Origin of the sequence: Rhodococcus sp. WB1 (genome assembly GCF_001700945.1) — a bacterium.
Lineage (GTDB): Bacteria > Actinomycetota > Actinomycetes > Mycobacteriales > Mycobacteriaceae > Rhodococcus > Rhodococcus aetherivorans.
Genome location: NZ_CP015529.1, coordinates 499,750 through 522,933 on the forward strand (window position 1 = coordinate 499,750; position 23,184 = coordinate 522,933).

The following is a 23,184-nucleotide window of genomic DNA, read 5'->3' on the forward strand; positions in this document are numbered from 1 at the left end:
CATGAGTTCCGCTATCGAAGACAACCGCATCATCGAATTCGCCCGTCGCGGGCTGCCGTACGGGGGCGGAAGTCCCGGCGACCTTCTGGTCGAATTCGGTATGACCCCAGCCGATTATCTGATCCGGTTGGGTGAGATCCTCGACAGCCCTGTCGCCTTACGACTGCACCCCCGGCTACGTGCGGACCTGCGCAACTTCGTCGCTGCGCGCACCCCTGCGCCGCGCGCCGCGCCGAATCGGAGCGACCAGGTTCGGAGAGGATCCCGGTCCGCCGCGGTGTGAGCCCCGGGAGCAGGGCACGCGTGCCCCCAGATTCGTCGACACGGAGGCGGCGGGGTTCGGAGCGAGATGTTCGCAGGCGGAATGTCACCTGATCACACGGACTTCGACACCGTCCGCGAACCGGTACGGCTGGGGCGTCAGCACAGGGCCGAGGCTCTTGCGCAGCCGGGAGACCTCGGCGCGGACGGCAACGATGTGGTCCCGGTCGCCGAACAGGGCCTCGCTCAACGACGCGGCATCGATACCGGCCGATCGGGTACGTGCCAATACCCTCAGAATCTGCGCGTGCCGCGGTGACAGGGCACGCGTCCATTCCATCTCCCCCCGCACCGTCGCCCGAGGGGCCGCCCCCAGGTCGAGTTCGAGTTCGATGGCCGTCCGTTCCGCGCGGCGGCGCACCAACCATGCGTCACCGAGCGGTTCGGGTACGCAAAGTCCGAGACCGGGCACGAGCAGTGGTCGGTCGGCCTCCGGTGATGCCAGTCGTTCGGGAACGCCGATGCCGCTGGCTGCCACGACCCAGCCGTGACCGTCCACGACGACAGCAGGCCCGCACGTCCTTGCGAGCACCGGCGCCGCGTCAGTACGGAGCCTGTCGAGGTGGGCGGCATGCTCGCGCCAGAGCATCGACTCAGCCAACCGCACAGCCGTCTGCACGAGGGCCACGGTGGCCGGATGCACCGACATCGCCGACCCGCTGAGATCCAGTACGCCGAGTACCTCGCCGGAGCGTGGATCGTGGACCGGTGACCCCGTACACGACCAGCCGTAGTGGGACCGCGCATAGTGTTCGGCCGAGAAGAGCTGTACCGGAGCGTCCTCGACCAGCGACGTGCCGACAGAATTGGTGCCTACCGACTTCTCCGACCAGCGGGCGCCTTCCACGAATCCGAGGACGTCAGCTTCCCTCTGCACGTCGCGTGCACCCTCTCGCCACAGCACCACCCCGTCCGAGTCGGCGACGACCACGATGAAGTTCGCGTCGCTCGCCACCTCGGTCAAGGCGCCGCGTAGCTCGGGCAGAACCGACGTCAGGGCACTTCGTGCACGGCGAGCTTCGAGTTCGGAGACGTCCGCGAGTACGACGTCCTCACACCGGGCGGGACTGACACCGTCTGCCCGAAGACGCGACCACGACCGGGCGACAACGTCACGCGGAGGCACCGGCGGCGTCCGACCGGACATCACCGCGTCGTGGACGTCGCTCAACAATCGGGCGCGTCGCGACAAGTCTTCACCGGAACCGAAAGCGAGCAACCGTTGGCGCGCCGAACTGGCCCTACTCACACCGTTCAGCCTACCGTCAGGAGTGTGAGCCGCACCATGGCCCCTGCCGTCTGCGGCCATCACGAACGCGGAAGTCGTCGACGATCTCACGCACTCGTCGAGGAGTGGTTCGTTGCCGGCGCCTGCGACGGATTCAACCTGATGTGTCCGGCGTATCCGGATTCGCTGGACGACTTCGTCGACCTCGTCGTCCCGGAACTGCAGCGCCGCAGCCTGTTTCGCGCCACGTACCCGGGTACCACGTTGCGCGACAGTCTGGGACTGTGGTCCTTCGCGTAAAGGCGCTCGGGTGATGGCGCCGCTCGGGTAGTGGACAGCGGGTTATGGGTCCTGCTCGTCGAGCACCCGCCCGATGAAGCCACCGAGTCGAGTCTCGAGGTGGCGGATCCGAGTCTCGGTGGGCAGTGCTCGATCGGGCTGATTGCCAGGCAGTGGCAGCAGCTCTCGCACATACAGTGAGCACGCGAAGTTGCTGCACATGTAGGTTCCGACGCTGTTTCCGGCCTTGCCGCCGGCGCCGGCCTTGCGTGCCGTGAACAGCGCCGTTCCGCCGATGCGGTGAACGGCGTGGCAGATGGTGCACATCGTGCTGCGCGGCCGGGAGCTGTCGGTCTCGGCCTGTCGCAACTCGATTCCGACCACCTGCCCGGCGTGCTGGGCAATCAGATACGCGCGAAGCGGGGCTCGGGGGTCCGTCCAGCCGAAGAAGTCGAGTTCCGCCCAGCGCACGGTGTCGAAGTCGGGCGGGAACGTCACCGTCCTGATCTTGCTGCGCGAGCTGTTGACGAACGATCCGAGGACGTCGTCGCGGGACGGTGCCTGCATCACCACTATTCCTTCCACGTTTGATTCATGAAACAAGTGGAGTATAAACTCGCGGGCATGGGTCGCCACAAGGATGTCGAGCGTCGGCGCGCGCTCCTCGAGGGCTGCTGCGCCTACGCCGAGGAGCAGGGGCTGTTCGGTCTCACCCTCCGCCCGCTGGCCGATCGGCTCGAAACGTCGACCCGAAATCTCCTCCACCACTTCGGCAGTCGTGAGAACCTGATCGTCGAGATCGTCGACCGCACCCTGGTGACCCATCTGACCGCGTCGCGGGATCTGCTCCTGCGGATCCGCGATCTCTCGGCCGACGAGTCGTCGCCGTCGGCGACCGCCGCCCACGTGACCGCCGTGATCTCGCAGGGGCTCGAGATGGCGTGGGCGGAAGCGCACACGCCGGATGGGCGCCGGCGAACCGCCATGTTCTTGGAGATCTATGCCGCGGCGACGCGGGATCCCGAGCTGCAGCAGACATTCCTCGTCCCGGTGGTGACGGAATGGGTCGACCCCATGGCCGCGGCGATCGAGGCCGCGGGCGCGTCACCGGGCGCGGCCCGGTCCGTCGCCTCGCGCATCCTCGCGGCCCATCGAGGTCTTCTCCTCGAGGATCTCGCGCTCGGCTGCAACGTCGCCACCGATGCCGCGCATCGGGACGCCGTCCTGGCGGTCCGTACCGAGATCTCCCGTGCGACTTCCTCGGGCGGGGAAGGGGTCCATGACCCGGCGGAGTGAGCAGCCCGCCAGTCGTTCGTCGCGATCTCGTTCGCACCGCTGTTCCGGGCTTTCCCGTCGTCGCCGGGGTCGCCGGCCGGCCTGGTATCGAGCCCCGGCTCGATCGGCTGACCGGCACGAGCTGCCGGACCTTTCCTGGGCACCTGTTCTCGCCAGGCTCGCAATCTTCGACACACCGGTCTTGCTAACGATAACGATTATCAGTAGCTTCTGTGGCGCTGGGTACTGCGGGAGATGCGAGCGGAAGGCCACGTGTGGCACACCTACTGCTGGTGGAGAGCTGGGTCGGCGCAATGGGAACGTTGCTGCCGAGAGCGATTGCCGACCTGGGAGTCGAGTTCACGTTCCTGACCCGACGGCCGGAGCACTACCCGGACACCCTGCCGGACGGTTCCCCGCATCCGCTGCGTCTCGGTCGCGCGGTAGCGACTGCCGAGACCAACGATCCGGCTGCCGCACTCGAGGCGGCGCGGCGGATCGATGCCGAGGCAAGGATCGACGGCGTCCTCACCAGCTGCGACTACTACCTGCCGACCGCCGCGCGAATTGCCTCCGCACTCGGACTTCCCGGTCCGACACCCGAGGCGATCGAGACCGCCTGCGACAAGGCGCGCACCCGGGCGGTGTTGGATTGCGTCGGTGTCCCGGGGCCGCGGCACACCACCGCGTCGGTCGACGACACGATCCGGCTCCGTACCGCGGCCGAGTCGGTGGGATTCCCCTTGGTGGTCAAACCCACCGATCTGTGTGCGGGAATGTTCGTGCGACGCGCGGACAGTTGGCTGGATGTCGAGTCGGCGGTGCACGCGCTGCGGGGGTTCGAGATCAATGCGCGCGGGCAGCGGCGGAACTCGACGGTGTTGCTCGAGGAGTTCCTCACCGGCCCGGAATTCAGTGTGGAGAGCTGGATTTCGCGCGGCAAGGTCCACACGGTCGGCGTGACCGACAAGAGCTTGGGTGGGGCGTCGGGTTTCGTGGAGACCGGGCACATGTTCCCGGCCGACCTGGCTGAGGGAGACCGCGCGAGAGTGGTGGCCGCCGCGGAGGAGGCGATCGATGCGGTGGGTCTCGATCACGGTGTGGTGCACACCGAACTACGCCTGACCGCCGCTGGGCCGCGGATCATCGAGATCAATCCACGGCCGGCCGGCAATCAGATCACCGAGCTGATCCGGCATGTGAGCGGAGTCGACCTGCCGCGGGTGGCGGTCGAGCTCGCACTGGGACGCGAGCCGATCGTCCCGACGGTCCCGGACGAGCACCGTGACGGCGGACGGCCCTCGAGCGCAGCCGTGAGCATGCTGGTGCCGACGAGGGCGGGTGTTGTCACCGGAATCGAGGGAGTGGACACCGTCGCAGCCGATCCGTCGGTGGTCTCGGCGGCGTTCAAGGGGCCCGGTCACCGAACCACGCCGGGAATGGACAACAACAGCTACCTGGGCAGCGTCGTCGTCATCTCGCCGGAGCGGTCCGGGGCCCGCCCGCTGGCGGAGCGCCTGTTGTCGTCGATCTCCGCCACATACGGCGAGGAGCCGGCGTCATGACCGCCACCTCAGCGATCGGTACCGCGACGAACGGTCGCCTGGCTGCGCTTCTCGAGCGCTACCGCACCGACCCTGCCCGGCGTCCCGCGCGCGATGTGGTGGTGTCGGTTGCGTTCACCACGTCACAGGGAGTACGGCACGGCGGGCGCAGTGGCGGCTACCGCAACCAGGTGATCTCGCTGCGGGTGGGGGCTGCGACGGGCTCGTGCGCGGTCGAGCCGGGCTCGGTGGATCCGGAGATCGTGCACGCGTGCGCAGGGGTGGCGGTGGCCGATCTGCTGCACCATGCCGAGATCGCCGTGCAGATCGCCGCACTCGATGCTTACCTGACGCACCAGCGCCCGCACTCGGGTGAGCCCCGCGCAGTGACGGTGCAGCTGGATTCCGGGGATTCGCTGCAGCGCTCGCTGGCCCGGGCGCATCACGTGACCGGGCTGGTCGACGCACCACCCGACGGGCGGGTGCTGGTGATCGGAGTGGTCAACTCGCTGCTCGTCAGCTTGCGCGAGCGCGGGCTGCGGTACGTGCCGTGTGATCTGAAGGGCGGCACCACCGAGTGGGGTGAGCCGATCGTTACCGACTTCGCCGAGCATCTCGACGAGTGTGATGCGGTGCTGGCCAGCGGAATGATGCTGGGCAACGGCACCGTCGACACCTTGTTCGCGCGGGTGGCAAGGTCCGGCCGGCGGCTTCCGGTCACGATGTTCGCCCAGAGTGGCGCCGCGGTCGCCCGGGAGTTGCTCGGACGCGGCATCGACGCACTCTCCGCCGAGCCGTACCCGTTCTTCTGGCTGACCGGGGACGCCGGCCCGATCTACCTGTACCACGGGTCGCGTGCACGATGACCGTGATCGATTCGCCGGCGCGGGTGGGGAACAGCCCACTCGTGCGCATCCTCACCCCGGTGCCGAACCCGCATCCGGGCTACTTCGCGAAGATCGAGTCGCTCGGCTTCGGTGGGCTCAAGGCGCGGTCGGCCCTGTCGATGCTGGCCGGTGCCCGGCGACGCGGGGAACTGCGTGACGGCGCGCGGATCGTCGAATCCACCAGCGGCACTTTGGGGGTCGGGCTGGCATACGTGGCACAGCCACTCGGCCACCCCGTCACCCTGGTGGTGGACTGCGAGCTCGAACCCGCCATGCGCAATCTGCTGTGCGCGCTGGGTGCCACCGTGGAGATCGTGGGCCGTCCGCACCCGGAGGGCGGGTGGCAGCAGGCCAGGCTCGACGTCCTGCACCAAATTCTTGCCGCCGACCCGGATGCGTACTGGCCCAACCAGTACGACAATCCCGACAACGCCGTGGGCTACCACGGGCTCGCCGACGAGATCGTCGCGGGCCTGGCCGCACAGGGTATCGAGCGGGCCGAGGTGCTTGTGTGCAGTGTGGGCACCGGCGGCCACAGCAGCGGAGTGGGTCTGCGGTTGCGGCAGGTGTGGCCGGACCTGCGGATCATCGGGGTCGATGCGGTGGGGTCGACGATCTTCGGACAGCCTGCCGCCTGCCGGGTCATGCGGGGACTGGGCAGCAGCGTGCATCCGGGCAATGTGCGATACGAGATGTTCGACGAGGTGCACTGGGTCGGCCCGCGCGAGGCCGTGCACGCCTGCCGCAGCCTGGCGCGGGACGGGTTCCACACCGGCGGCTGGTCGACGGGTGCGGTGGCCACGGTGGCCGGGTGGGCGGCCACCCGCTGGCCGGGCCCGGTGGTCACCGTCTTTCCGGACGGCCCCGACCGCTACCTGCGCACCATCTTCGACGACGACTGGTGCGCTCGGCACGGCCTGCTCGCTCCGCCGCGAACACATCCGCACGAGATCGCCGAGTGCGGTGACCCGGCGGAGTGCTGGACGCGGTGCGAATCCGTGCGGGCCCCGCACCCGTCGGCGAGGGACCGGATGGAGACGGCGCGATGAGCCTGACCTGGTCGGTGAGCACCCTCGCCCTGGCCCGGCCGTTCCGGATCAGCCGGGCGGTGATGTCGTCCCGCCAGGCGGTCACGGTCACCGTGACCGATCCCGAAACGGGATCGTGCGGCCGCGGCGAGGTCGTCACCTCCGTGTTCGCGGGCCTGGACGTGCACCACATCGAGACCCAGCTGCGGGCAGTCGCGGCGTACTGCGGTGCCCGAGGGATCCCCGAAACGATTCCGGCACAGGTGCACCCGGCGGTTGCCGGCGCCGTGTGGTCCGCCGTCGCCGACTACCGGGCACGTGTGAACAGGCAGACGGTCGCTGCGCACCTCGGGTTGCCGCTGCCCGCCGAGATCCCGATCTCCCGCACCCTCGGAATCGGTGCGCCCCAGGACATGGCCGCCGAGGCCGCCGAGTTGTCCGGGCGTGGGTTCGCTCTGCTGAAGGTCAAGACCGACGCCGACCCGACCGAATCGGTACGGCGGCTGGCCGCCATCGCCGCTGCCGCTCCAGGCGTGGATCTGATCGTCGACCCGAACGAAGCGTGGACCGCGGCCACCGCCCTGTCGGTGCTCGCCGACAGCGGTGGTCTGCCGATCGTCGCGCTCGAACAACCGCTGCCGGTGCACGACCGCGACGGAATGCGGGAGCTGCGCAGCCGCACCGATCTTCCGCTCGTCGCGGACGAGGCCGTCCACGGCCTGGCGGACCTGGACGAGCTGACCGGCCTCGCGGACGTGGTGAACATCAAACTCGCCAAGTGCGGCGGCATCTACCGCGCCCACGCACTGGCCGCGGCGGCCGGCGCGCGCGGAATGGAGGTGATGCTCGGCTGCCTGGTGTGCAGCTCGCTGGGTATCGCCCCCGCGGCGCAGCTGGCGTCCCTGGCCCGATGGTGCGACCTGGACGGGCACCTGCTGCTCGCCCGAGACCCGTGGGCCGGCCTCGGGGGTGAAGACGGAAAGCTGCGCCCGAGCGGCCTGCCCGGACTCGGCGTGTACCGACCCGACAACGAGGAAACGCGATGACCGCCAACGACTCCCCGGCAGGGACATTCGCTCTGCTGCGCAGCTTCCCCCGCTCGGTACAACTGCTGGTGCTCAACCAGTACGGCGTCAACACCGGTTTCTACATGCTGGTGCCGTACCTGTCCATGCATCTGACCGGGAACCTGGGTCTGTCCCTGACGATCACCGGCCTGGTCCTCGGGGTGCGTACCCTCAGCCAGCAGGGCTTGTTCCTGATCGGGGGCACCGCTGCCGACCGGCTCGGACCCCATCGGGTCATCATCGCCGGCTGTGCCCTGCGGTCGGTGGGCTTCGCAGTGTTCGCTGTGGGCACCAGCGTGCCGCTGCTGCTTCTCGCCTCAGTTCTGTCGGGATTGGCTGGGGCTCTGTTCAATCCGGCCGTGCGCTCCTACATCGCGGTCGCCGAACCCCGGCGCCGGGCGGAGGCATTCGCGGTCTTCAACGTCTTCGCACAGGCGGGGGCACTGTCCGGACCGCTGATCGGCAGCGCGCTGCTGACGGTGGACTTCCGTACCGTCGCCGTCGCCGCGGCGGCCGTCTTCGCCGCCCTCACCCTGGCGCAGTTGCGGTTTCTGCCCTCCCACCCGGTGGACCGCGCCGAGACGACGGTGCTCCGCGGCTGGGGTGCGGTGCTGGCCGACCGCCGGTTCGTGCTGTTCACCGTGACCATGCTCGGGATGTTCGCCCTGCAGACGCAGATGTACCTGGTGTATCCGGTGCTGGCCGGGCGGATCACCGACTGGAGTGGGGCAGTGGCGGTGCTGTTCCTGTCCACCACCGTCTTCGGTCTGCTCGCCCAGGTGCGGCTGACCCGATGGTTCGATCGCCACACCAGCCGGGGCACGGCCATCACGGCGGGGCTGATGTTGATGGGCGCCGCGTTCGTGGTGGCACTGCCGGTCCTGTGGGGCGAACCCTCCCACGGCGCGGGACGGATCGCGCTGACGCTGGCGCCGTTGTTGCTTTCCGCCCTGATCCTCGAAGCGGGCATCCTGATCGCGCAGCCGTTCGTGATGGAACTGATCCCGGCATACGGGGCGTCGAACATCTCCGGAACTCTGTTCGGGATGTTCTACCTGGTCTCGGGGGTGGCCGCCGCCGCCGGCAATGCGTTGATCGGGTACGGCCTCGACCTGGGCAACGGGTGGCCCGGTGCGCTGGTGTGCGTCGCCCTTGCGTGGGGTTCGGCCACCGGGATCTGGCTGTTGCACCGCCGCGGCCTGCTCGCCGACCAGGCCGGAGCGCGGACATGACCACGGCTGCAGGGGCTCGGAACCTGTTGACGGACAACCCCGCTCTGTACGAGGCACGATTCCCCGACCCCGACCACAGTGCCGCCCGGTTCGTCGACGACATTCTCGCGACCTACCTGACCTCCGACGACGCGGCGCCGCGGACACACCCGGCGACGGTGCTGGACCTGGGCTGCGGCACCGGCCGCGACCTGGGATACCTGGCCCGGCGGGGATACCGTTGCCTGGGCATCGACCAATCCCCGGCGATGGTGCGATACGCGCAACAACAGTATCCCGGCGTGAGAGCCGCGGTCGGCGACCTGCGCACCTTCGAGGTCGACGCGAGCGTCGACGCCATCGTCTGCCTCGACAGTGCCCTGCTGTACTGCCACACCGACGCCGAGCTGGAATCGTGCCTGCGCTGCTGCCGCAGGCACCTACGTCCCGGTGGGTTGCTGATCGCCGAAATGCGCAACGGCGCCTTCTTCCTCGGCAACCCCGAACTCCTCGACGGCCCCACCCACTCGGCCTTCTCCTGGCACGGTCACACCTGGCGGGCGGAGACCACCCTGTGGATCGACCACGCCGCACAGCTGCTACGCCGCCGCCGGCAGTGGCAGATCCCCGAGTGCACCGAGCCCCTCGTCCAAACCTCGGCGTGGCGGCTGCTGTTTCCGCTGGAGCTGACCGGCCACCTGCAGCGCGCCGGATTCGTGGTGCGGGCACTGTTCGACACGCCCGGACCCCGCACCGAGACCGGCTGGCCGGGACGAGGAACCGATCTCGGCGGCACTGCTCTCTGCGGCGACCGGCTGCACGTGATCGCCGAGGCCGTCTGATTCACCCCCACGCTCCACCCCGACCCGCTCGATCCACTGCCCGAGGAGATACCCCGATGAATCCGATTCCCCTGCCACCGCTTCCGCACCTGAGCCGGCGCTCGTTCCTCGGACTCGGTGCCGCCGCCGGCGCCGTACTGCTCGGCGCATGCAACACGAGCGGCGAGACCGCCCCCGCGGCCACCGCCGCGCCCCGGGACGGCGGCCGACTGCGAGCGGTGTTCGCCGGCGGCGGCGCACAGGAGGTGTTGGACCCGCACAAGACCAACCTGTACGCCGACGTCGCCCGCGCGAACGCGCTCTACGACAAGCTCGTCGAATACGGCGACGACCTCGGTCCGGTACCGCGGCTCGCCACCGCCTGGCATCCGAACGCCGACGCGACCACCTGGACGGTGGAGCTGCGCCCGGCGGTCTTCCACGACGGCCGGCCGGTGCGCGCCGCCGACGTGCTGTACTCCTACCAGCGGATCCTGGACCCGACGAACGCACTGCGCCCGCGGGCCTCTCTCGAGGTGATCGACATCGCGCGCTCCCGAGCTCTCGACGACCACATGATCGAATTCGTCTGCGCCCGCCCGTGCGGGGAACTGGCGAACGTGCTGGCCGCGTTCGGCGCCTACATCATCCCGGAGGGCACCACCGACTTCAGCCGTCCGATCGGCTCCGGGCCGTTCACGTTCGTCTCGTTCGAACCGGGTCGCTCGCTCGTCACCGCGCGATTCCCCGACTACTGGGACGGCGCCCCTCACGTGGACGAACTCGAGATCCTCACCGCTCCGGACGAGACCGCACGGATCAACGCCCTGCTCGGGGGGCAGGTCGACTACGCCGACGACCTCGGTGTCACCTCGGCGCGCACCTACGAAACCGATGCCCGGATGCAGATCTTGCGGTCCCCGCGCAGCGCGATGTCGGCGTTCGCGATGAAGGTGGACCGGCCCCCCTTCGACAATGTGGATCTGCGGCGGGCGATGTTCGCCCTCGTCGACCGCGACGAGCTGGTCACCACCGTGCTGGGCAGCACCGGTGTGGTCGGCAACGACCTGTTCGGCAAGGACGCCAAGTACTACGCCGCCGACCTGCCGCAGCGCACCCTGGATCTGGACGAGGCCGAGGCCCTGATCCGCAAGGCCGGCGCCCGGAACACCACCATCGAACTGCAGACCACCGGTGCCACCAATGGATTCGTCGAGGCCGCGAACGTCCTCGCCGAACAGGCCGGTCGCGCCGGACTGCGCATCGACGTCAAGGTGACGGAGGGATCGACCTATTGGACGCGCACCCTCGACGAGGGTGTGTTGTCGAGTTTCCGTTCCGGGGCCATGCCCATCGAAACCCACTTCGCGCAGCGGATGCTGTCGACCTCGGCGAAGAACTATACCCAGTGGCGCCGCCCCGAGTTCGACGCATTGTTCGCCACCGCCAGCGAAACCACCGACGAGAACATCCGGGCCCGCGCATATCAGCAGATGCAGTCGCAGCTCCACAGCGAGGGAGGTCTGCTGGTGTGGGGCTTCTCCGACGGCCTGCACGGGATGGCGCCGCACCTGGCGGGGATGGCCGAGAACGCGCCCAGCAACACCCTCGGGTACGCCCGCTTCGACAGGGCCTGGCTTTCGTGATGCTCGCCCGCTACGCCGGTACCCGCCTCACGGTGGGACTGGCCCAGGTGCTGGGCGTACTCGTCGTCGTCTTCTCGATCGCCGCCGCGCTGCCGGGGGACGCTGCGGTGGTGATCGCGGGCGATGACGCAGATCCGAGGCGGATTGCGCAGCTACGCGAGCTCCTCGGGCTGGACCGGCCGCTGTCCGTGCAGTTCGGGGACTGGCTGACCGGTCTGCTCGGCGGCGACCTGGGCACCTCCGTGGTATCCGGTCGCCCGGTCACCGCGATGCTGGGCTCGGCGCTGGCGCCGACGCTGACCCTCGCCGCCCTGGCGTTCGTGGTGCTCGTCCCGCTGGCACTGTTCCTCGGAGTGGTCGCCGCGGTGCGCCGCGGCCACCGGATCGACCGGGCCGTCACCGCCCTGACCGTAGCGTTCTACGCGGCACCGGAATTCGCGTTGGCGATCGTGCTGGTGGCAGTGTTCGCGGTCGGGCTGGGATGGTTCGCGCCCACCGCGGTCGGCGCCGGCGGTCCGTTGCTGATGCAACCGGAGCTGTGGGTGCTGCCCGTACTGGTGCTGGTGATCCGCCCGGTGTGCTCGCTGTCGCGGTTGGTGCGCTCGTCGCTGATCACCATCCTCGACACCGAATACATCCGGCACACCCGTCGCCTCGGTGTGCCCGTGCGCCGGGTGATCTGGCGGCATGCCCTGCCGGGCTCGCTCACCCCGGCGGCACAGCATCTCGCGCGGGTCGCCGATTGGCTGCTCGGCGGGGTCGTGGTCGTCGAGGCGGTGTTCGCGCTCGGCGGTCTCGGGCAGTTGCTGGTCAGCGCGGTCAGCAGCCGCGACATTCCGCTGTTGATGGGATTGGTGACGGTGTTCGCGGTGATCACGGTGGCGGTGAACACGGTCGCGGACATCGCGGCGTTCCAGCTCAACCCCACGGCCGGACTGGCATCGTGACCGGCTCCACGCTTCTCGAGCGTGCGGGTGGGCGGTCCCGGGTGCGCATCGGGGCTGCCCTGACCGCGGTCCCGCTCGCGGTCGCGCTGCTGGGGCCCCTGTTCACCGAACCCGGTGCCCGTGGCCCGGCGTTCACCTACGGGGACCAGTGGCTCGTGGGAACCGACTCCGAGGGGCGCGACCTGCTCACGCAGGTCCTGCTCGGGGGGCGCTCGCTGGTGCTGGTGGCCGCGGCATCCGTGGCCCTGACCTACCTGCTCGCCGTGCCGTGGGGGGCAGCTGCCGCGACCGCTCGGGTACGGATCGTCGACGAGATGCTGATGCGCCCCCTGGACCTGCTGCTGTCGCTGCCGTCGATCATGGTGCTGCTGCTGGCCGTTGCGCTCACCGACGCCGACCTGGTCGTTCTGACAGTCACCGTGGCGGTGCTGCTGTTCCCGGATGCGGCGCGTCTGGTGCGGGCATCGGCGCTGCACGCCGCGCACACCCCGGCCATGGAGGCGCTGCTGCTGCAACACGAAACCTGGTGGCGCCGGCACCTCGGCTATCTGGGACGATCGCTGCTCCCGGTCCTCGCGGCAGACGCAGGACTGCGGTTCGTCGGGGCGATCTACCTGGTTGCCTCGGCCAGCTTCCTGGGGGTGAGCGCGGACTCCGCCGGCACCGACTGGGCCGTGATGATCGACCGCAACCGCGCGGGCCTCGCCCTGGTCCCGTGGGGTGTCGTCCTGCCCGCGGCCCTGATCATCGCCTTGGCGATGGGTGTGAATCTGCTGTTCGACTCCGGCGCTCGCGCGGTAACACGCGAGGTGTCGACGAGGAAGTGGCGATGACCGAGGTAATCCCGGCGGCCCCGGCCGCCGCTGTGCCCAGCGGCACCATCCGAGTGCGCGGTCTGACCGCACGGACACGGGATCGGCTCCTGGTCGAAGGCGTCGACCTGGACATTCCCGCCGGGGTGGTCACCGCGCTCGTCGGGGCCTCCGGGAGCGGCAAGACCACTACCGCGCTGGCCTTGATGGGCGAGCGCCGCCCTGGGGTCGAAGTGACCACGACCGCCCTGGACACGGGCGGGGCACGGTTCGGGTATGTGCCCCAGCACCCCTCCTCGGCGCTGAACCCGGCCCTGCGGATCGGTACCGTGCTCGACGACATCGCTCGTGCCGGCCGACGGCACGGGCATCCGGTGACCGTGGCCGACGCACTCGAACGTGCAGGATTCGCCGATGATCCGGGCATGCTGCGCCGTTACCCGCATCAACTGTCGGGCGGACAGCAACAACGACTGGTCATCGCCCAGGCTCTGCTGACCGACCCGACATGCCTGATCCTCGACGAACCCACTACCGGGCAGGACCCGGCTCGTCGCACGGCGGTCCTCGACGAGATCACCCGACTTGCCCGGCAGGGCCTGACGATCGTGCTCGTCACCCACGACCTGGACGCGGTCCGCGCGGTCGCCCAGCGTGTGATCGTCATGGGCGGCGGCCGGGTGCTCGAGACCGGTGACGCCGCGATCCTGCCGGTCGCCGCCCCGCGGATCCCGCAGACACGCGCCGACAGCGCTGATTGCCGCCCGACCCGGGCCGACGCCCGGTTGATCCTGGACGCCGTCTCGGCGGGGTACCGCAACACCGAAGTTCTGCAGCGTTACTCGCTCTCGTTGCAGCCGGGCGAATGTCTGGCACTTCACGGCCCCTCGGGTTGCGGTAAGACCACCGCGGCTCGGGTCGTCGCGGGCTTGCACCCACCCACGGCCGGGCGGGTTCTTCTCGACGGCCACCCGTTGGCCGCATCGGTACGGCGACGGACCCGGCACCAAGCGGCGGCGATCGGGTACGTCTTCCAGGACGCCAAGGCGGCCTTCGACCCGTACCGCAGCGTGTGGGATCAGATCCTGCGCGGTCCGACACGCCTGCGCGGTGCCACCGGCCCGGAAGCGGCCGCGGCGGCCCGCCGCGCGCTCGACCAAGTGGGTCTGGCCGAACGGATCACCCGACAGCATCCCTCCGCACTTTCCGGCGGCGAGGCCCAGCGCGCCGCCCTCGCCCGTGTCCTGGCGGTCGAGCCGTCGCTGCTCATCTGCGACGAAGTCACCACGGGACTCGACCCCGCATCCCGACAGCGGGTGCTCGACATCTTGTCCGATCTCGTACGAACACAACGCATATCCCTGCTGATGATCAGCCACGACGGCGCCGTGGTGGACGCGGTCGCCGACCGGATCGTCGACATGACGCTCCCGGCCACGAACGGGGAACCGCCGTGAGCGCGCATCGCCGCGTCCGTCGCCGAGGAAACCCGATTGTATCCGCACCGAGCCCGAACCGGACAAATCACTCGCGTTCGGGGAGCCGGTTGTGTCAGTCTCTCGGACATGACCGTGCACGACGCCCTCACCATCCGTACCGCCACCGACGACGACTGGCCGGCCCTGGAGCTGCTCGACTCGGTGGCGTTCGGGTATCACCCCATCGATGCCGATCGGACGCTGCTTCGTCCGATGTTCCGCACGGAGAACATCGTGGTGGCGACCGAGCGGGGGGCGCCGATCGGTCAGGCGCTGTATCTGGACATGGAGCTCACCGTGCCCGGCGGGCACCAGGTCCCGGCATGTGGTGTCAGCTGGGTTTCGGTCGCTCCCACGCACCGTCGCCGCGGCGTGCTGCGGTCGATGTTCACCGAACTGCACCGCCGGATGGAGGCGACCGGGGCACCGCTGGCCGCCTTGACCGCCAGCGACGCCGGCATCTACGGGCGCTTCGGATACGGTCCGGCCACCGTCGCCACCGAGGTCACCGTCGATCGGCGCTTCGCTCGCTTCCGCGAGGACGCCCCCGATCCCGGCGGGGTGGTCCTTGCCGACGCTGTGACGGCGGCCAACCAGTTGCCGGAACTCTACGACCGGTGGCGGTTGCGCACGCCGGGAGCGCAGGCACGTCCGAAAGCCGAGTGGGACTACACCTTTGCCGATCCCGAAGAGCGCCGCGACGGCGCCTCGGCGCTGTTCTTCCTGGTTCATCCCGACGGGTACGCGACCTTCCGCCGCAAGGGATCCGACGCCGAGCCGGTCGCGGTGGTCGAGGAGTTGGTCGCGATCACCGACGACGCTCACGCCGCGCTGTGGCGCACCCTGTGCGGACTGGACCTGACCCACCGCATCGAAACCGTCCAGCATCCCGACGATCCGCTGCGCCTGCTGCTGACCGACTACCGCCTGCCGCGCACCACCTCCCGGGTGGACGAGTTGTGGCTGCGGATCATGGACGTGCCGGCCGCGTTGACCGCCCGCGACTATGCCGCCGATCTGGACACCGTGCTGACGGTCCGAGATCCGTTCCGCAGCGCCGGGGGCACTTTCGCGTTGACGGTACGCAACGGCCGGGCCCGGTGTGTCCGCACCGACTCGGCGCCGGTGATCACGCTGGATCTGGACGCGCTATCCGCGTTGTATCTCGGCGCGCACAGGGCCCGCACATTTGCTGCCGCCGGCCGGGTGGAGGCGCGCAGCGCCGGTGACATCGACGACCTGGACCGCGCATTCGACGTCGCCCGCCCCGCAATGTTGGGCTGGCACTTCTGAATCGAGCGCTGACCTGTGTCTTATCGGCACAGTGCGGGGCTCTCATGATCTGGTCGGATTTCTCGAGTTGTGACCTTCAGCAGTCGGCGGGCCGGGAGGGCGCCGCTCAGACACCCGAGTTAGGGGTCAGGGCTCGGCCGGGGGCACGACCTGCTGACCCGGGTGTAGGCGTGCCTGCAGCTCGATCCCGCCGCCGGTCGGTGCCGGCGGCAGCGCACCGTCCACACCACCAGCACCCACAGTGCCGCCCGGGGCGTGCCGAGCCTGGAGCCGATGACGTCGACGGTGGCTGTCGATGCCACGGTCAGTCACACCAGCACGATCACCGAGGTTACCGCCGCGAGCCCGCCACACCTCCGGACCGCGCGGAGCGGTGACGCGTCAGGTCGGCGACGTCGATCTGGCGACGTGTTCAGGTCAGTCGGCGACCAGTCGCGCCGGCCCGTGCCGTCCTGCGCCGTGCTCGCGTTGTCGACGGATCACGTAGCAGCCCGGAGCGATCCCCGTCGCCCCGTGCTCGGGGTGAAGAAGATACGCCGTCCCGGTGGTCTCGACGATGCCCAGAGCGAGACCCATGGTGTCCCGGACGGGCGTCGTCCACGTGCAGGTGCCCTCGTCGGCGACGAGGGAATGCGGGTTGCCGCCGGCGGCGCTCCGCAGCAACTCCACTCCCGATCGTGGCACACGGATGGAGCGCGCCCACGGTGTGCGTTCGACGGCGGCACCGACCACCGGGTAGGGGATGACGATCAGATCACCTTGAGCCTGGAGACCACCGGTCACCGGGACGGTGACCTCCCGGTCCAGGTGGTCGAGGACGTCCAGCCCGCTGAGGGCCGTGAGGTCGGACAGTGTGAGTTCGGAATGCATGGGATCACCTTGGTGGGGTTCAGGTTCGGCGAACGAGTTGTGCATAGTCGGTACCGCTGATGCCATAGGTCCAGCCCGCGGCGTCCAGAGCGGAGGGAACCCATTCGGGGACGTGAAGGCCGTACCGGCGCCGTTGCCCGTCGCGTTCGACGGAACCGTTGACGACGAGCAGGATCCGGCCGGGGCGACCCCAACCGGTCGGTGATGCATAGAGTCCGAGCGTGCATCCCGGGTTTCCCGGATCGTCTGCATGGTCCACGAGTGCGAGCGCGGCCATGTCGATGTACCTGTCCCAGCCGATTCGCTCGACGGCGCATCGGCGGACCTCGACATTGCGCTCGTCGTTGATCCGCTCGACGGTGGGATCGAGGACGACCCAATCGGGAACGATGGTGCCATGTTGCACGAAAACATGACTGCCGTCCGAGAATTCGAGCGCCGGACGATCGGGGTGGTGTAAGCGGCGTTCGTTGTGGACGCCCTCGGGTGTGGGTTCGGTGTGCACGGCGGTGGGCCGTTCGGCCATGACGCAGACTCCGTCGAACGCCCACCACCACCCGGTGGCGCGGACCAGTGCGGCCTGAAGATCGAGAAGGTCGTCGTCGCGCGACTCGAAGCTCGCGAGGCCGAAGCGTCGGAGCGTGTCGTAGTACGCGACCCGATGTGCCTCCTGTTGCCCGTACCAGGTGACGCCGGGAGTCGGGCGCGGCCACAGTGTGCGTATCGCCGTCGCGACACCGACGTACAGAGAGGTCCGCAACGAATCCCACACGGCCGCACGAAGGAGCGGGTCCGGCCGGTGTCGCCGCGGTAAGCGCGCGTCCATCCGGTCACGGGACGCGGACCAGAGTGCGGCGATCCCCGCCGAAGGGTGTGCCGGTTTGCCGAAGCGCAGCGGGGGGACCGAGAGGACTTCGTCGGCAATCAACTGCAGTGCCGCTGGGGGAGAAGGGACCCAGACGAACTTCGGTTCTTCGAATCCCGCTCGTCGGTAGAGCTCTGCGACGGCGGATTCCGCGGCGGGCCGGTCGGAAGGCTTCGTACACAGTCCTTGCGCGAGCCAATGGTCGCGCCGGACGGACACCGCGGCGGCAATCGCGTGAGGATCGGTGATTCTGGTGGACAGGGTGCGGTGTGGAACCGCTGATGAGATCGGCACGGCGCTCACCGGATGGTGGCGGTGGCCGCCTTTCCTGTAGTCATGGTTATCGAGGATGGCACGGGAAGGCGCTGGGCGCAAGCAATTGTCCCCGCCCAGGCATTCGGACGTGGACGAAGACCGGCGCCTACTTCATCGGCCGATCGTGACCGTCATCGATCGTCGTACGGGACTGCTGCAGAAGGGCATTCTCGGAGCTACCGCCGCGTCCAGGGCAACGGATCGACACATGGGCAACGGCGCGCGCGTCAGCCGATCTGCTCGAAGAGGGACACGATGATCCCTTCGGGTCCACGCACGTAGGCCATCCGCACGCTGTTCTCGTACTCGCCGATGCCGCCGATGAGCCCGTATCCGTCCGCGGTCACCGCATCGACGGCCGCTTGGAGGTCGCCGACCTCGAAGGACACGTTGCGCAGCCCGAGCTCGTTGGCCATCGCCAAGGGTGATCCGGGCACGGGGTCGGGCGTGACGAAGGTCGCGAGTTCCAGCCGGGTCCCTCCGTCGGGCAGCCGCAGCACGGCGATCTCACAGTGCGCGCCGGGGATGCCACAGACGGTCTCCACGAACTCGCCCTCCACGGATCCGGTGCCCTCCACTTCGAGACCCAGTCCGACGAAGAACGCTGTCACCGAGTCGAGGTCCGCGACCGTGATGCCGATGTGGTCGAAACGTCGTACGTGCGCCCGGGGATCCATCATCCGATTGTCGTCGTGCCGATGCCGGGACGGAGACGGTATCGGCGACGGTGGTGTCTGTGCCCGGCGACGGGCCCGGTCAGACCACCGGCGCCGGGTGGTCGATCCCGAACCGGCCCCGGAAGAACACCATCGGCCGCTCCTCGCAGACGGTGTCCAGCTCGAGCACCCGGCCGATGATGACGTCGTGATCGCCGGCGACGTGCACCTCGTGCACCTCGGCGTGCACGCGCATCAGCACGTCCGGCAGTGTCGGCGTCCCCCACCGGGAGACCTCCCAGTCGAGTTCCTCGTACCTGCGACCCCGGCTCGAGCCGAACCGCGCGCACAGGTCGGCCTGGTCCTCGCGGAGCACGTTGACACAGAAGCGCCCCGCGGCCCGGATGCGCGGCCACGCGCGGCCCCGGTGATCGGCGCAGATGAGGATCAGCGGCGGCTCCAGGGACACCGAGGCGAACGACTGGCACGCGAACCCCACCGGGCCCGCGTCGTCCAGTCCCGTCACCACGGTGACCCCGGTGGCGAACTGTCCCATCACCCGGCGCATCTCCTCCGGATCGGGCGCAGCGACGGTCGATCGTGCGAGTGTCGTCGTCTCGAGGGGCATGAGTCCACCTCCGGTTGTGGGGACGGATCGGCGTGCATACGCCGTGGTCGATGCGACCGACGCTAGGGCAGGCCCGGCGTGCCCCCCATCGGGGTCCCGCTGAGCGGAAGCGGCCGCGCGCGCCGCCTCGGCGGGCCGGGAGATCTCGCTGAACGGGATGGTGTATGGCCGCTGCGGGCCACGGCTGGCAGCCTGCGGTTCGTATGGGCGGTGCGCCCGGCACCACGGCGACGAACAGGGACGACGATGACGGATGTGAGCTACGAGGGGACCCTGAAGGAACTCTCCACCGACCAGGGTGTGCTGCGCTACCACGAGGCCGGCGACGGCCCGCCGCTGCTCCTGCTGCACGGCTCCGGCCCGGGGGTGACCGGTTGGCGCAACTACCGCGGCGTCCTCGCCGACTTCGCGCGGCACTTCCGCTGCCTGGTGCTCGAGTTCCCCGGCTTCGGCGTGAGCGATCCCGGCGACGGCCACCCCATGGTGATGGCCCAGGGCGCCGTCGGCACCTTCCTCGACGGCCTCGGCCTCGGGGCCGTGGACATGATCGGCAACTCCATGGGCGGGATCGTCGCCACCAAGGTCGCCATCGACGAGCCGCACCGGGTGCGCAAACTCGTCACCATCGGCGGCATGGGAAAGAACGTCTTCGCGCCGGGGCCGGGCGAGGGCATCAAGCTGCTGATGGAATTCACCGACAATCCCACGCGCGAGGGGCTCGTCCGCTGGCTCCACTCCATGGTCTACGACCCGGCCGTCGTCACCGAACAGCTGATCGAGGAGCGCTGGGCGCTGGCGACCGAGCCGAAGACGCTCGAGATCGCCCGCCGGATGTACAGCTCCCAGGCCTTCGCGGCCGGCGCCGCGGCCGCCGCGGCGTCGAACGCGACCCCGTACTGGGCGCAGCTGCACAAGATCAAGGCCCCCACCCTGCTGACGTGGGGCCGCGACGACCGGGTCAGCCCCGTCGACATGGCGATGCTGCCCATGCGCGACATCCCGAACAGCGAGCTGCACACCTTCCCGAAGTGCGGGCACTGGACGATGATCGAGGCCCGCGACGCGTGGCTCTCGGCCGTCCTCGCCTTCCTGCTGCGCGACGAGCGGCGGAGCTAGCCCACGGTCCCGCTGAGCGGGAGAGCTTTTGCCCTCCCACCTGCGCATATGTCACCTTTCGAGTCAGTCGATCGGCGCGGAGAAGAAGCGCGGATCCTTCACCAGTTCCAGGAGTGCACGATGCTCGACGGTTCGCAGCGAATCGCCGCCGCCGATCTCTTGTGGGCCGCCGAGCGTGACCGCGCCCCGATCGGTCCGCTGACGGAGACGTTCCCCGAGATCGACGTGGTGGACTCGTACGAGATCCAGCTGATCAACATCCGGCGGCGGCTCGAGGCCGGCGCCACGGTGTACGGCCACAAGGTCGGGCTCTCGTCCGAGGTCATGCAGAAGATGATGGGCGTCGACGAACCCGACTACGGGCATCTGCTCTCGACGATGGTGTACTCCGAGGACGAGCCGATCGACACCGCGCAGTTCTGCTACCCGCGCATCGAGGTCGAGATCGGCTACGTCCTCGGCGAGACCCTGCCCGGCGCGGACTGCACCGAGGAGGACGTGCTCCGGGCGACCGAATACATCGTTCCCAGCATCGAACTCATCGACTCGCGGATCGAGGACTGGCGCATCGGCCTCGCCGACACGATCGCCGACAACGCCTCCTCGGCGGGCGTGATCCTCGGTGCCGGCCGCATCGCGCCGGACCGGGTCGACATCGGCGGTATCGCCGCGGTGCTGTACCAGGGCGACGAGGAGATCGCGCGCGGTGCGGCGGCCGCCGTGCTCGGCGACCCGACCCGTGCCGTGGCGTGGCTGGCCCGCAAGGTCGCCGGCTTCGGGGTGCGGCTCGAGGCCGGGCACGTGATCCTGCCCGGCTCGTGCACCCGCGCGATCGACGCCCGGCCGGGCGACACCTTCCGGGCCGAGTTCAGTGATATCGGCTCTGTCTCAGTCGAATTCAAGTGAGGAACAGACCAGTGACCAAGGCTACCGCCGCGATCGTCGGGCCCGGCAACATCGGCACCGACCTGATGTACAAACTGCTGCGCTCGGACGTCATCGAGCCGCGCTGGATGATCGGCGTCGACCCCGCCAGCGAGGGGCTCACCCGGGCGGCCGCCGAGGGTCTGGTCGCGAGCCACGAGGGCGTGGACTGGCTGCTCGCCCAGGACGAGCGCCCCGACGTGATCTTCGAGGCCACCTCGGCCTACGTGCACCGGGTGAATGCGCCCCGCTACGCCGAGCTCGGCATCCAGGTCGTCGACCTCACCCCGGCCGCCCTCGGACCCGCCGTCGTGCCCGCCGTGAACATGGGGGAGCACGAGGACGCACCGAACGTCAACCTCATCACCTGCGGCGGCCAGGCCACGATCCCGATGGTGCACGCCGTCTCCCGCGTCACCGAGGTGGAGTACGCCGAGATCGTCGCGAGCGTCGCCTCGCCGTCGGCCGGTCCCGGAACCCGCGCCAACATCGACGAGTTCACCATCACCACCAGCCGCGGCATCGAGACGATCGGCGGTGCCCGAACGGGCAAGGCCATCATCATTCTCAACCCCGCCGAACCGCCGATGCTCATGCGCGACACCGTGTTCTGCTCGATCCCCGACGATGCCGACCGGGACGCGATCGCCGCGTCGATCCACGACGTGGCCGCGACCGTGCAGGGCTACGTTCCCGGTTACCGGCTGCGTGCCGAGCCGCAGTTCGACGATCCCACCCCGATGAGCGGCGGGCGCGCCCGGGTCGCGATCTTCCTCGAGGTCGAGGGCGCCGGCGACTTCCTGCCGCCGTACTCGGGCAATCTCGACATTATGACCGCGGCCGCCACCAAGGTGGGCGAGAGCTTCGCGGCCAAGCTGCTCGCCGCCCGCGTGTAGACCCCCACCGCAGACCGTACTTTCGAAGGAACACAGTCGATGCCCTACAGCGCAGATCTCGACATCCGGATCACGGACTCGTCGTTGCGTGACGGCTCCCACGCCAAGCGTCACCAGTTCACCGTCGAGGACGTGCGCTCCATCGTCGGTGCGCTCGACGACGCCGGCGTGCCCGTCATCGAGGTCACCCACGGCGACGGCCTCGGCGGCTCGTCGTTCAACTACGGCTTCAGCCGCACCCCGGAGCAGGAGCTCATCAAGGCCGCCGTCGAGACGGCGAGGCAGGCGAAGATCGCGTTCCTGATGCTCCCGGGGCTCGGGGTGCGCTCGGACATCCGTAAGGCCGCCGACAACGGTGCCGCGATCTGCCGGATCGCCACGCACTGCACCGAGGCCGACATCTCCGCCCAGCACTTCGGTCTCGCCCGGGAACTCGGCCTCGAGACCGTCGGATTCCTGATGATGTCGCACAGTCAGCCGCCCGAGGTGCTCGCGAAGCAGGCCCGCATCATGGCCGACGCCGGCTGCCAGTGCGTGTACGTCGTCGACTCGGCCGGCGCCCTCGTCCTCGAGGGGGTCTCGGACCGGGTCGCGGCTCTGGTCGCCGAGCTGGGCGACGACGCCCAGGTCGGATTCCACGGCCACGAGAACATGGGCCTCGGCGTGGCCAATTCGGTGCTCGCCGTGCGGGCCGGGGCCCTGCAGATCGACGGGTCCACCCGCCGGTTCGGCGCCGGTGCGGGCAACACCCCGGTCGAGGCGTTCGTCGCCGTGGCCGAGAAGCTCGGTATCCGAACGGGTATCGACACCCTGAAGATCATCGACGCCGCCGAGGACGTCGTCCGGCCGGTCATGGACGGCGAGTGCCTCCTCGACCGGCTGTCGCTGACGATGGGCTACGCCGGTGTGTACTCGAGCTTCCTCAAGCACGCCGCCGCCCACGCCGAGCGGTACGGGGTCTCCGGTGCGGAGATCCTCATCGAGGCCGGCCGGCGCAACCTCGTCGGTGGCCAGGAAGACCAGCTGATCGAGATCGCCGTCGGTCTCGCCGCCCAGAAGTAGACCCCCGGGTCTTGA

The 23,184-nt window shown here is 69.4% G+C and carries 23 protein-coding genes and 1 pseudogene; 18 read left to right on the forward strand and 6 right to left on the reverse strand.

The features are described 5' to 3' along the window. Position 1 precedes the first annotated feature (1 nt). Positions 2 to 283 carry a DUF3263 domain-containing protein gene (locus A4U64_RS27540; protein ID WP_006944226.1) on the forward strand — a complete coding sequence of 94 codons (282 nt, stop codon included), beginning with the start codon at positions 2 to 4 and terminating at the stop codon, positions 281 to 283. An 84-nt stretch (positions 284 to 367) separates the two neighbouring features. Here the strand turns inward: A4U64_RS27540 and A4U64_RS02375 are convergent, their stop codons facing one another. After that, on the reverse strand, positions 368 to 1,495 hold the full coding sequence (locus A4U64_RS02375; RefSeq protein WP_180986965.1) for a helix-turn-helix domain-containing protein: 1,128 nt from the start codon (positions 1,493 to 1,495) through the stop codon (positions 368 to 370). A gap of 171 nt (positions 1,496 to 1,666) precedes the next feature. Here A4U64_RS02375 and A4U64_RS27545 point away from each other — a divergent pair. After that, a pseudogene (locus A4U64_RS27545) lies at positions 1,667 to 1,849 on the forward strand (nitrilotriacetate monooxygenase); the annotation flags it as partial. Positions 1,850 to 1,891: 42 nt separating this feature from the next. Here A4U64_RS27545 and A4U64_RS02380 read toward each other — a convergent pair. Continuing rightward, the gene (locus tag A4U64_RS02380) at positions 1,892 to 2,395 is read right to left on the reverse strand and encodes an FBP domain-containing protein (RefSeq protein WP_029545972.1); all 504 of its coding nucleotides are present in this window, start codon (positions 2,393 to 2,395) and stop codon (positions 1,892 to 1,894) included. 27 nt (positions 2,396 to 2,422) lie between these two features. On the opposite strand from A4U64_RS02380, the gene A4U64_RS28120 reads away from it, so the two are divergent. From A4U64_RS28120 to A4U64_RS02440, 12 genes are all read left to right on the forward strand, one after another. Then, complete coding sequence (locus A4U64_RS28120; RefSeq protein ID WP_232334153.1) at positions 2,423 to 3,124, forward strand: TetR/AcrR family transcriptional regulator; 702 nt, start codon at positions 2,423 to 2,425, stop codon at positions 3,122 to 3,124. A 254-nt stretch (positions 3,125 to 3,378) separates the two neighbouring features. Continuing rightward, positions 3,379 to 4,668, forward strand: a complete 1,290-nt coding sequence (locus tag A4U64_RS02390) for an ATP-grasp domain-containing protein (RefSeq protein ID WP_029545970.1) — start codon at positions 3,379 to 3,381, stop codon at positions 4,666 to 4,668. Then, positions 4,665 to 5,513 carry a hypothetical protein gene (locus tag A4U64_RS02395; RefSeq protein ID WP_065922091.1) on the forward strand — a complete coding sequence of 283 codons (849 nt, stop codon included), beginning with the start codon at positions 4,665 to 4,667 and terminating at the stop codon, positions 5,511 to 5,513. Before A4U64_RS02390 ends, A4U64_RS02395 begins: the two co-directional genes overlap by 4 nt. Then, positions 5,510 to 6,583 (forward strand): PLP-dependent cysteine synthase family protein, encoded by a 1,074-nt coding sequence (locus A4U64_RS02400; RefSeq protein ID WP_065922092.1) that lies wholly within the window; start codon positions 5,510 to 5,512, stop codon positions 6,581 to 6,583. The genes A4U64_RS02395 and A4U64_RS02400 overlap by 4 nt, the downstream gene beginning before the upstream one ends. Further along, a complete protein-coding gene (locus tag A4U64_RS02405; protein ID WP_065923388.1) occupies positions 6,580 to 7,608 on the forward strand; it encodes an enolase C-terminal domain-like protein in 1,029 nt (342 codons plus the stop codon). Before A4U64_RS02400 ends, A4U64_RS02405 begins: the two co-directional genes overlap by 4 nt. Next, on the forward strand, positions 7,605 to 8,861 hold the full coding sequence (locus A4U64_RS02410; protein ID WP_065922093.1) for an MFS transporter: 1,257 nt from the start codon (positions 7,605 to 7,607) through the stop codon (positions 8,859 to 8,861). The genes A4U64_RS02405 and A4U64_RS02410 overlap by 4 nt, the downstream gene beginning before the upstream one ends. Then, on the forward strand, positions 8,858 to 9,682 hold the full coding sequence (locus tag A4U64_RS02415) for a class I SAM-dependent methyltransferase (RefSeq protein WP_006944257.1): 825 nt from the start codon (positions 8,858 to 8,860) through the stop codon (positions 9,680 to 9,682). Before A4U64_RS02410 ends, A4U64_RS02415 begins: the two co-directional genes overlap by 4 nt. 56 nt (positions 9,683 to 9,738) lie before the next feature. After that, positions 9,739 to 11,307, forward strand: coding sequence for an ABC transporter substrate-binding protein (locus A4U64_RS02420; RefSeq protein WP_065922094.1), 1,569 nt, complete (start codon positions 9,739 to 9,741; stop codon positions 11,305 to 11,307). Next, a complete protein-coding gene (locus A4U64_RS02425; protein WP_065923389.1) occupies positions 11,307 to 12,254 on the forward strand; it encodes an ABC transporter permease in 948 nt (315 codons plus the stop codon). Before A4U64_RS02420 ends, A4U64_RS02425 begins: the two co-directional genes overlap by 1 nt. Beyond that, entirely contained in the window at positions 12,251 to 13,087 is an 837-nt protein-coding gene (locus tag A4U64_RS02430; RefSeq protein ID WP_006944265.1) for an ABC transporter permease subunit, read from the forward strand. The genes A4U64_RS02425 and A4U64_RS02430 overlap by 4 nt, the downstream gene beginning before the upstream one ends. Continuing rightward, positions 13,084 to 14,523, forward strand: a complete 1,440-nt coding sequence (locus A4U64_RS02435; protein ID WP_029545951.1) for an ABC transporter ATP-binding protein — start codon at positions 13,084 to 13,086, stop codon at positions 14,521 to 14,523. The genes A4U64_RS02430 and A4U64_RS02435 overlap by 4 nt, the downstream gene beginning before the upstream one ends. A 108-nt stretch (positions 14,524 to 14,631) precedes the next feature. Beyond that, a complete protein-coding gene (locus tag A4U64_RS02440) occupies positions 14,632 to 15,837 on the forward strand; it encodes an enhanced intracellular survival protein Eis (protein WP_006935090.1) in 1,206 nt (401 codons plus the stop codon). Between the two features lie 417 nt (positions 15,838 to 16,254). On the opposite strand, the gene A4U64_RS02445 is transcribed toward A4U64_RS02440, so the two are convergent. The 4 genes from A4U64_RS02445 to A4U64_RS02460 all read right to left on the reverse strand — a co-directional run bounded on the left by A4U64_RS02445 (position 16,255) and on the right by A4U64_RS02460 (position 19,171). Beyond that, the gene (locus tag A4U64_RS02445; protein ID WP_065922095.1) at positions 16,255 to 16,707 is read right to left on the reverse strand and encodes a hypothetical protein; all 453 of its coding nucleotides are present in this window, start codon (positions 16,705 to 16,707) and stop codon (positions 16,255 to 16,257) included. A 19-nt stretch (positions 16,708 to 16,726) separates the two neighbouring features. Beyond that, positions 16,727 to 17,875, reverse strand: a complete 1,149-nt coding sequence (locus A4U64_RS02450; RefSeq protein ID WP_065922096.1) for a DUF6745 domain-containing protein — start codon at positions 17,873 to 17,875, stop codon at positions 16,727 to 16,729. Between the two features lie 239 nt (positions 17,876 to 18,114). Then, positions 18,115 to 18,564: a VOC family protein gene (locus A4U64_RS02455; RefSeq protein WP_065923390.1), complete on the reverse strand. Its 450-nt coding sequence runs from the start codon at positions 18,562 to 18,564 to the stop codon at positions 18,115 to 18,117. A 79-nt stretch (positions 18,565 to 18,643) separates the two neighbouring features. After that, a complete protein-coding gene (locus A4U64_RS02460) occupies positions 18,644 to 19,171 on the reverse strand; it encodes a flavin reductase family protein (RefSeq protein ID WP_065922097.1) in 528 nt (175 codons plus the stop codon). Positions 19,172 to 19,417: 246 nt separating this feature from the next. On the opposite strand from A4U64_RS02460, the gene A4U64_RS02465 reads away from it, so the two are divergent. The 4 genes from A4U64_RS02465 (at position 19,418) to dmpG (ending at position 23,169) form a co-directional block, all read left to right on the forward strand. Continuing rightward, positions 19,418 to 20,287: an alpha/beta fold hydrolase gene (locus A4U64_RS02465; RefSeq protein ID WP_065922098.1), complete on the forward strand. Its 870-nt coding sequence runs from the start codon at positions 19,418 to 19,420 to the stop codon at positions 20,285 to 20,287. Between the two features lie 120 nt (positions 20,288 to 20,407). Then, a complete protein-coding gene (locus tag A4U64_RS02470; RefSeq protein ID WP_006935104.1) occupies positions 20,408 to 21,193 on the forward strand; it encodes a 2-keto-4-pentenoate hydratase in 786 nt (261 codons plus the stop codon). Between the two features lie 65 nt (positions 21,194 to 21,258). After that, positions 21,259 to 22,107 carry an acetaldehyde dehydrogenase (acetylating) gene (locus tag A4U64_RS02475; protein WP_232334213.1) on the forward strand — a complete coding sequence of 283 codons (849 nt, stop codon included), beginning with the start codon at positions 21,259 to 21,261 and terminating at the stop codon, positions 22,105 to 22,107. A gap of 39 nt (positions 22,108 to 22,146) precedes the next feature. Then, positions 22,147 to 23,169, forward strand: a complete 1,023-nt coding sequence (gene dmpG, locus A4U64_RS02480) for a 4-hydroxy-2-oxovalerate aldolase (protein ID WP_029545934.1) — start codon at positions 22,147 to 22,149, stop codon at positions 23,167 to 23,169. Positions 23,170 to 23,184: the final 15 nt, after the last annotated feature.

Excerpts from the sequence above, each read along its gene's own strand:
- A4U64_RS27540 (WP_006944226.1), top strand. The coding sequence starts at position 2 with ATGAGTTCCGCTATCGAAGACAACCGCATCATCGAATTCGCCCGTCGC.
- A4U64_RS02380 (WP_029545972.1), bottom strand. The coding sequence starts at position 2,395 with ATGCAGGCACCGTCCCGCGACGACGTCCTCGGATCGTTCGTCAACAGC.
- A4U64_RS28120 (WP_232334153.1), top strand. The coding sequence starts at position 2,423 with ATGAAACAAGTGGAGTATAAACTCGCGGGCATGGGTCGCCACAAGGAT.
- A4U64_RS02395 (WP_065922091.1), top strand. The coding sequence starts at position 4,665 with ATGACCGCCACCTCAGCGATCGGTACCGCGACGAACGGTCGCCTGGCT.
- A4U64_RS02400 (WP_065922092.1), top strand. The coding sequence starts at position 5,510 with ATGACCGTGATCGATTCGCCGGCGCGGGTGGGGAACAGCCCACTCGTG.
- A4U64_RS02405 (WP_065923388.1), top strand. The coding sequence starts at position 6,580 with ATGAGCCTGACCTGGTCGGTGAGCACCCTCGCCCTGGCCCGGCCGTTC.
- A4U64_RS02410 (WP_065922093.1), top strand. The coding sequence starts at position 7,605 with ATGACCGCCAACGACTCCCCGGCAGGGACATTCGCTCTGCTGCGCAGC.
- A4U64_RS02415 (WP_006944257.1), top strand. The coding sequence starts at position 8,858 with ATGACCACGGCTGCAGGGGCTCGGAACCTGTTGACGGACAACCCCGCT.
- A4U64_RS02420 (WP_065922094.1), top strand. The coding sequence starts at position 9,739 with ATGAATCCGATTCCCCTGCCACCGCTTCCGCACCTGAGCCGGCGCTCG.
- A4U64_RS02425 (WP_065923389.1), top strand. The coding sequence starts at position 11,307 with ATGCTCGCCCGCTACGCCGGTACCCGCCTCACGGTGGGACTGGCCCAG.
- A4U64_RS02435 (WP_029545951.1), top strand. The coding sequence starts at position 13,084 with ATGACCGAGGTAATCCCGGCGGCCCCGGCCGCCGCTGTGCCCAGCGGC.
- A4U64_RS02440 (WP_006935090.1), top strand. The coding sequence starts at position 14,632 with ATGACCGTGCACGACGCCCTCACCATCCGTACCGCCACCGACGACGAC.
- A4U64_RS02445 (WP_065922095.1), bottom strand. The coding sequence starts at position 16,707 with ATGCATTCCGAACTCACACTGTCCGACCTCACGGCCCTCAGCGGGCTG.
- A4U64_RS02455 (WP_065923390.1), bottom strand. The coding sequence starts at position 18,564 with ATGGATCCCCGGGCGCACGTACGACGTTTCGACCACATCGGCATCACG.
- A4U64_RS02460 (WP_065922097.1), bottom strand. The coding sequence starts at position 19,171 with ATGCCCCTCGAGACGACGACACTCGCACGATCGACCGTCGCTGCGCCC.
- A4U64_RS02465 (WP_065922098.1), top strand. The coding sequence starts at position 19,418 with ATGACGGATGTGAGCTACGAGGGGACCCTGAAGGAACTCTCCACCGAC.
- A4U64_RS02470 (WP_006935104.1), top strand. The coding sequence starts at position 20,408 with ATGCTCGACGGTTCGCAGCGAATCGCCGCCGCCGATCTCTTGTGGGCC.
- A4U64_RS02475 (WP_232334213.1), top strand. The coding sequence starts at position 21,259 with ATGTACAAACTGCTGCGCTCGGACGTCATCGAGCCGCGCTGGATGATC.
- dmpG (WP_029545934.1), top strand. The coding sequence starts at position 22,147 with ATGCCCTACAGCGCAGATCTCGACATCCGGATCACGGACTCGTCGTTG.